Raw genomic sequence first — 6,231 nt, forward strand, 5'->3', positions numbered from 1 at the left:
TGGTGAAATGCTGGACGGCGTCACAGGCCTCGATGACGTCGCCGAAAGGGGCGAAAGCTTCGCGGGTGAGGGGTTGGGCCTGGAGCGCGAAAGCGGCAGGCACGGCGGTCGATGGAGCCGTCGGTGTGTGGCTGGCCATGGGAAGTTTCCTGTATCTATATGGATACGCGTGACGGCGGGCGCCGGGCGCCCGCCGGGTGGAGATGAAGCTCAGGCGCGCGAGGGCCGGACGTCCGGCGCTGCAGCGTCCTCGATGTCGGCTACCGTGGCGGCTTCTGCTTCGGCACGGGCGGCGGCGAGGGCCTCGGGCTGGATCGGCGCATGCAGATCGACGACGATCTCGCCATTGAGCACCTTATGGGCGCGCTCGCGGTCGATGTCCTTTTCCCACACGCCGATGACGACGGTGGCCACGCAGTTGCCGATCATGTTGGTCAGCGCACGGGCCATGCCCATGAACCAATCCACCGACAGCACCAGTACCAGGCCGATGGCGGGAATCGCCGGCACCGCGGACAGCGTCGCGGCCAGGATCACGATCGCCGAGCCGGGCACGCCGTGCGCACCCTTGGAGGTGACGAGCGAGATGGCGAGAATGGTCAGCAGGTCGGCAGTGGACAGCGGCGTGTTGGTGGCCTGGGCGATGAAGACCGCCGCCAGCGTCAGGTAGATCGAGAAGCCGTCGAGATTGAAGGAGTAGCCGGTCGGGATCACCAGGCCCACGGTGGAATCCTTCACGCCCATCAGTTCGAGCTTGCGCATGACCTGCGGCAGCACGGAGTCGGACGACGCGGTGCCGAGCACGACCAGCAGTTCCTCACGCATGTACTTCAGGAACTTCAAGATGTTGAAGCCCGCCAGGCGCAGGATGATGCCGAGCACACCGACGACGAAGATCGCGCAGGTGACGTAGAACAGCGCCACCAGCATGCCGAGCTGCTTCAGCGAGCCGACGCCGTACTTGCCCACGGTGAAGGCGATCGCGCCGAGCACGCCGAGCGGCGCGAGCTTGACGATGAAGCCGATGAGCTTGAAGAACACGTGCGACAGGCTGTCGATGGCAGCCGTCACCGGACGTCCTTTCTCGCCCATCGCCGCGACCGCGGTACCGAACAGGATCGCGATCAGCAGCACCTGCAGGATGTCGCCCTTGGCAAAGGCATCGATGAAGGTGGTCGGGATGATCTTCATGATGAAGTCGACCGTGCTCGTGGCCTGGGCGACGCGGTCGGTGTAGGCGGACATCGCCGAGGCGTCGAGCGAACTCGGATCGACGTTCATGCCGACGCCGGGCTGCAGCGTATAGGCCAGCAGAATGCCGAGCGCCAGTGCGAAGGTGGTGACGATCTCGAAGTACACCAGCGCCTTGACGCCGACGCGGCCGACCTTCTTCAGGTCGCCCGTGCTGCAGATGCCATGCACGACGACGCAGAACACCAGCGGCGCGATGATCATCTTGATCAGTTTGATGAAGCCGTCGCCTAGCGGCTTGAGCTGGGCGGCGAAATCGGGCCATGCGACGCCGACGATCACCCCGAGAATCAGGGCGATGACGACTTGCCCGAACAAAGTTTTGTAGAAAGGTTTCTTCTTCATGGCTCACCTCGCGAACCGTGTGGAGGGGGTTGCGGCGTGAAGGCACGCCGGCAACCGCTGTGGTTTTGTGCCGCATCCAGGTGGGCCGGGGTTCAGCGGACCTGTTTCGGCCACCGCAGTGTGGGCGTCGGATAGGACGCCCGGCGGCGGTGTGCTTATATCGTTTCTGAAATGTTAGTTATAACTTCACTGATATGGTAATAGAAATTTTGAATGGTATAAGGCTAGAATGTCGGCAGGCATTTGCCTTGGCACCGCCGTATGTGGCAATGTGACCCAACACACGGGAGTATCGAGATGAACATGCCGGACGCCGACGGCTTGCTGCTGGCCGACAAAGCCTTCCTCGCACTGCGGGAATTGTTGATTGGGGGTGGTTTGCGCGCGGGCCAGTTCGTGTCGATGCCCGATCTGGTGAAATCGATCGGGCTGCCGATCGCGCCCATCAGGGAGGCCGTCAAGCGCGCCGAGTCCGTTGCGCTGGTGCGCGTGCTGCCCAAGCGTGGCGTCGTCGTCATGGAAGCTACGCCGGAGCAGGTGCGCGAGTGCTTCCATCTGCGCACGATCTTCGATCAGGAGGGCGCGCGCCAACTGGTGCGCGAAGGCTCGGCGGGCAAGCTCGACACGCTACGCGAAATGCATCAGCGCGTGCTCGATGCCGCTCGCCGCGGCATCACGCCCTCGCTGCAGCGCGAGGCGAAGGCGGTGGACTGGGCGCTGCATTCGACGCTTGCCGATGCGCTGGACAACGACAGTGCGCGCGAGATCTACGCGCGCAACCGCGACCGCATCTCGGTCATCCAGCATTCGCGCCCCTTGCTGCCCGACCGTATCGTGCCGGCGATGGAGGAGCACCTGGAGATCATCGACAGGATCATCGAGGGCGACGAAGAGCGTGCGGCGGCAGCGGTGCGCGACCATTTCCGCCAGACCCTGCGCTGGTGGGGCATCATCGGCTGAAGGACTGCGGCGCCGGTTTGGCGTTCGGCACCGGCTGCGGGACCGTCGCGCCCGCTTCAGGCCACCTTGTTCAGCGCATCGCGCACGGTGTCGAAGATGCGCGCCAGTTCGTCCGGCGTCGAATCGAGGAAAGGCGAGAACTGCAGGATGTCGCCGCCGTTGCGGATCACCACGCCGGCTTCGAAGCATTTCAGGAAGACTTCGAAGCCGCGCGCACCGGGCTCGCCGGCGCGCGGTTCGAGTTCGATGCCGCCCATCAGGCCGAAATTGCGCACATCCACCACGTGTGGCGCGCCCTGCAGCGCATGGATCGCCTCCTCGAACACCGGCTCGATGGCGCGGACACGGGCGAAAGTGCCTTCCTCGCGATACACCTGCAGCGTCGCCAGCCCGGCGGCGGCGGCAACCGGATGGCCGGAATAGGTGTAGCCGTGGAACAGCTCGACGGCGTTGTCCGGGCCCTGCATCAGCGCCTGGTAGATATCTTCGCGCACGATCACCGCGCCCATCGGAATCACGCCGTTGGTCAACCCCTTGGCGATGGTGATGATGTCCGGCACAACGCCGAAGCGTTCGGCGGCGAAGGGCGCGCCGACGCGGCCGAAGGCGGTGATGACCTCATCGAATATCAGCAGGATGCCGTAGCGGTCGCAGATCTCGCGCAGGCGCTGCAGGTAGCCGATCGGCGGCACCAGGATGCCGGTGGAGCCGGATACCGGCTCGACGATCAGCGCCGCGATGTTGGAAGCGTCGTGCAGCGCCACCAGGCGTTCGAGGTCGTCCGCCAGCGCTGCGCCCCAGCCCGGCTGGCCGCGGCTGAAAGCCATGTCAGCGCGGCTGTAGGTGTGGCGGATGTGGTCGGTGCCGGGCAGCAGCGCGGCGCTGAAGACCTTGCGGTTGCCGGGGATGCCGCCCACCGACATGCCGCCGAAGTTCACCCCGTGGTAGCCGCGCTCGCGGCCGATCAGGCGGGTGCGCTGGCCTTCGCCGCGGGCGCGGTGCCAGGCCAGTGCGATCTTCAATGCGGTGTCGGCGGACTCAGAACCGGAGTTGGTGAAGAACACCCGTTCCAGCCCCTGCGGCGCCAGCGCCGCCACTTCGCGCGCCAGCGCGATCGCGCGGTCGTTGCTGACCTGGAAGCTCATGCCGTAGTCCAGCGTGCCGACCTGTTCGCGCACCGCCTCGACGATGCGCGGATGGCAATGGCCCAGCCCCGAGGTCCACAGCCCGGAAAAGCCATCGAGCAACTGGCGGCCATCGTCGGTGATGTAGTAGTGGCCGCGCGCGCCGGTGATCACGCGGGGCGTTTTCCAGAAAGCGCGGTTGGCAGTGAAGGGCAGCCAGTAAGCGTGGTCGTTGTGCATGGCGGGTACCTTTGGGCGTAGATGAGCCGGATGAGCACTGTCTGTGTGCGTTATCGTAGCCTTACAGTCGGGTGCAGAAAACGATTGAAAGCGACAGTGAGGTTTCATCCGAACGAAACAATTGTGCAACTGCCTTGCCTGCGCCCGTGCCTGGAGCATCGTGGCGGTTGTCGACTGTTGCCGAAGCGTGGACGGCGGTGCCCGTGCCGCGGGCGAAGCGCTGCGACTACCGGGTGCAGGGTTTCCGATCCATGAAACAATGGCTGCCGCCATGAAACCGCGCGCTTTGCTTGCCAACCTCGCCGAAGCCGATTTGCGGCTGCTGCGCATCTTCATCGCCATCGCCGAGTCAGGCGGACTGGCGGCGGCAGAATTGCGGCTCAACATCAGCCGTTCGGTGATCAGCCGCCACCTGAAGGATCTGGAGATGCGGCTGGGCGTGCGCCTGTGCGAACGCGGCCGCGCCGGTTTCGCGCTCACCGAGGAAGGCAGCACGGTGCTCGACGCCGCTCGCCGGCTGCTGGCCCAGGTCGAAGGCTTCCGCCGTGAAATGGCCGGGCTGCACGGCAGCATGCGCGGCGAACTGAATCTGGCGGTGTTCGACAAGTTCGTCACCAATCCGGCCTGCAGGCTGGCCGAGACCATCGCCGCCTTCGGTGCCGAGGCGCCGGCAGTGGTGCTCGACGTGCACGTCGCGAGCACCAGCGCGATCGAGACGGGTTTGCTGGAAGGGCGCTTCCAGATCGGCATCCACCCCAACCATCGCGCCAGCGAAAGCCTGTTGAGCTGGCCGTTGTTCTCGGAGCGCATGTTCCTGTACGGCGCGCCGGACCATGCGCTGCTGCACGGCGGCGCGGCACCGGACGACGATGTGCTGCGCGGTGCCGCCTTCATCGGCCTCGGCTATCACTCGTTCAACATGGAGCATTTCTGGCGCCTGGGGCTGAAGCCCGCTGCGCATGTGCACGACCAGGAGGCCAGCGTGCTGCTGATCCGCTCGGGACGCTACCTGGGCTTCCTGCCCGAGCACTACGCTGCCGCGTTCGAGCGCGACGGCGTCCTGCGCCGCATCGAGTCGGCCACGCTGCAGTACCGCTGCGATTGGGTGGTGTCGATCGCACGCAGCCCCGCGCCGGGGCGCATCGCCTCCCGCTTCACCGCCCGCCTGCGCGAACTCCACGCCGATGCCGCAGAGGAGCATCCGCGAGAAGGATGAGTGGGCGCCGCTGCCTTCATGCCGGACGCGGGGATGTCGCGCGCCGGAGCGTCGATCGTGGCCGGCTTTGGCAATCGGTGCGGCGATCGGCCATACTCACGGATTCTTCCGATCCACCCTTCCGCCGTGAGTCCCGCATGCAGCCCGTTCGCCTCGCCATCCTCGCCCTGATCCTGCTGTCGGCAATCTGGGGCTACAACTGGGTGGTGATGAAGCAGGTCATCCAGTACGTCGATCCTTTCGACTTTTCCGCTATTCGCACCCTGCTGGGTGCGGCGACGCTGTTCCTGGTGCTGGCGGGGCTGCGCAAGCCGCTGAAGCTGGCCGCGATACCGCGGGTGGCGATGCTCGGCGTCGTGCAGACGGGCGCATTCACCGGGCTGATCCAGTGGGCGCTGGTGGCCGGCGGCGCGGGCAAGACGGCGGTGCTGGTCTACACCATGCCGTTCTGGGTGATCCCGATGGCCTGGTGGGCGCTGGGCGAGCGCATCCGCGGCATACAGTGGCTGGCGCTCGTTATTGCCGCAGGCGGCCTGGTGCTGATCCTCGAGCCCTGGGCGATGCACAGCAGCCTGTTCAGCAACCTGCTCGCGGTCGGCGGCGGCTTGACCTGGGCGCTGTCGGCCATCCTTGCCAAGCGCCTGCGGCGCGACCACGATTTCGACCTGCTGGCGCTGACCGCCTGGCAGATGCTGTTCGGCGCGCTGGCGCTGTGCATCGTCGCGCTGCTGCTGCCGTCGCGGCCGATCGACCCCACGCCTTATTTCTACGGCGCGCTGGCCTTCAATGCGGTGTTCGCCACCGGCCTGGCCTGGCTGCTGTGGCTCTACATCCTGCAGCATCTGTCGGCGGGCATGGCCGGCCTGTCGGCGCTCGGCATTCCGATGATCGGCGTGCTGGCGGGCTGGATCGAGCTGGGCGAGCGGCCGTCGACGGCCGAGTTCGCCGGCATGCTGCTGATCGGCGGCGCGCTGGCGCTGACCAGCCTGTGGTCGCTGTGGCAGTCGCGCCGGCCGGCGGACTGAGTAACCGTCTTAGAAGTCAAGCATCGTGAAGCGATTTGTCCCAATGTTTGCCTGTGCGGACCATGGCGTT

Annotated in this window: 5 protein-coding genes; 3 read left to right on the forward strand and 2 right to left on the reverse strand. The window is 66.0% G+C overall.

The window, feature by feature from the left end; translation table 11 throughout:
* Nucleotides 1-210: 210 nt before the first annotated feature.
* Nucleotides 211-1,596, reverse strand: coding sequence for a C4-dicarboxylate transporter DctA (locus tag NX068_RS20900; protein WP_263463167.1), 1,386 nt, complete (start codon nucleotides 1,594-1,596; stop codon nucleotides 211-213).
* A gap of 297 nt (nucleotides 1,597-1,893) precedes the next feature.
* Here NX068_RS20900 and NX068_RS20905 point away from each other — a divergent pair, with 297 nt between their 5' ends.
* Nucleotides 1,894-2,556: a GntR family transcriptional regulator gene (locus NX068_RS20905; protein WP_263463168.1), complete on the forward strand. Its 663-nt coding sequence runs from the start codon at nucleotides 1,894-1,896 to the stop codon at nucleotides 2,554-2,556.
* Between the two features lie 56 nt (nucleotides 2,557-2,612).
* On the opposite strand, the gene aptA is transcribed toward NX068_RS20905, so the two are convergent.
* Nucleotides 2,613-3,920: an omega-aminotransferase AptA gene (gene aptA / locus NX068_RS20910; RefSeq protein WP_263463169.1), complete on the reverse strand. Its 1,308-nt coding sequence runs from the start codon at nucleotides 3,918-3,920 to the stop codon at nucleotides 2,613-2,615.
* Nucleotides 3,921-4,191: 271 nt separating this feature from the next.
* Here aptA and NX068_RS20915 point away from each other — a divergent pair, with 271 nt between their 5' ends.
* Together NX068_RS20915 and NX068_RS20920 are read left to right on the forward strand one after the other, a co-directional pair.
* On the forward strand, nucleotides 4,192-5,136 hold the full coding sequence (locus tag NX068_RS20915) for a LysR family transcriptional regulator (RefSeq protein ID WP_263463170.1): 945 nt from the start codon (nucleotides 4,192-4,194) through the stop codon (nucleotides 5,134-5,136).
* A gap of 137 nt (nucleotides 5,137-5,273) precedes the next feature.
* Complete coding sequence (locus NX068_RS20920) at nucleotides 5,274-6,161, forward strand: DMT family transporter (RefSeq protein ID WP_263463171.1); 888 nt, start codon at nucleotides 5,274-5,276, stop codon at nucleotides 6,159-6,161.
* Nucleotides 6,162-6,231 lie beyond the last annotated feature (70 nt).

Source organism: Thauera carbonicopians (assembly GCF_025699485.1).
Taxonomy (GTDB): Bacteria; Pseudomonadota; Gammaproteobacteria; order Burkholderiales; family Rhodocyclaceae; genus Thauera.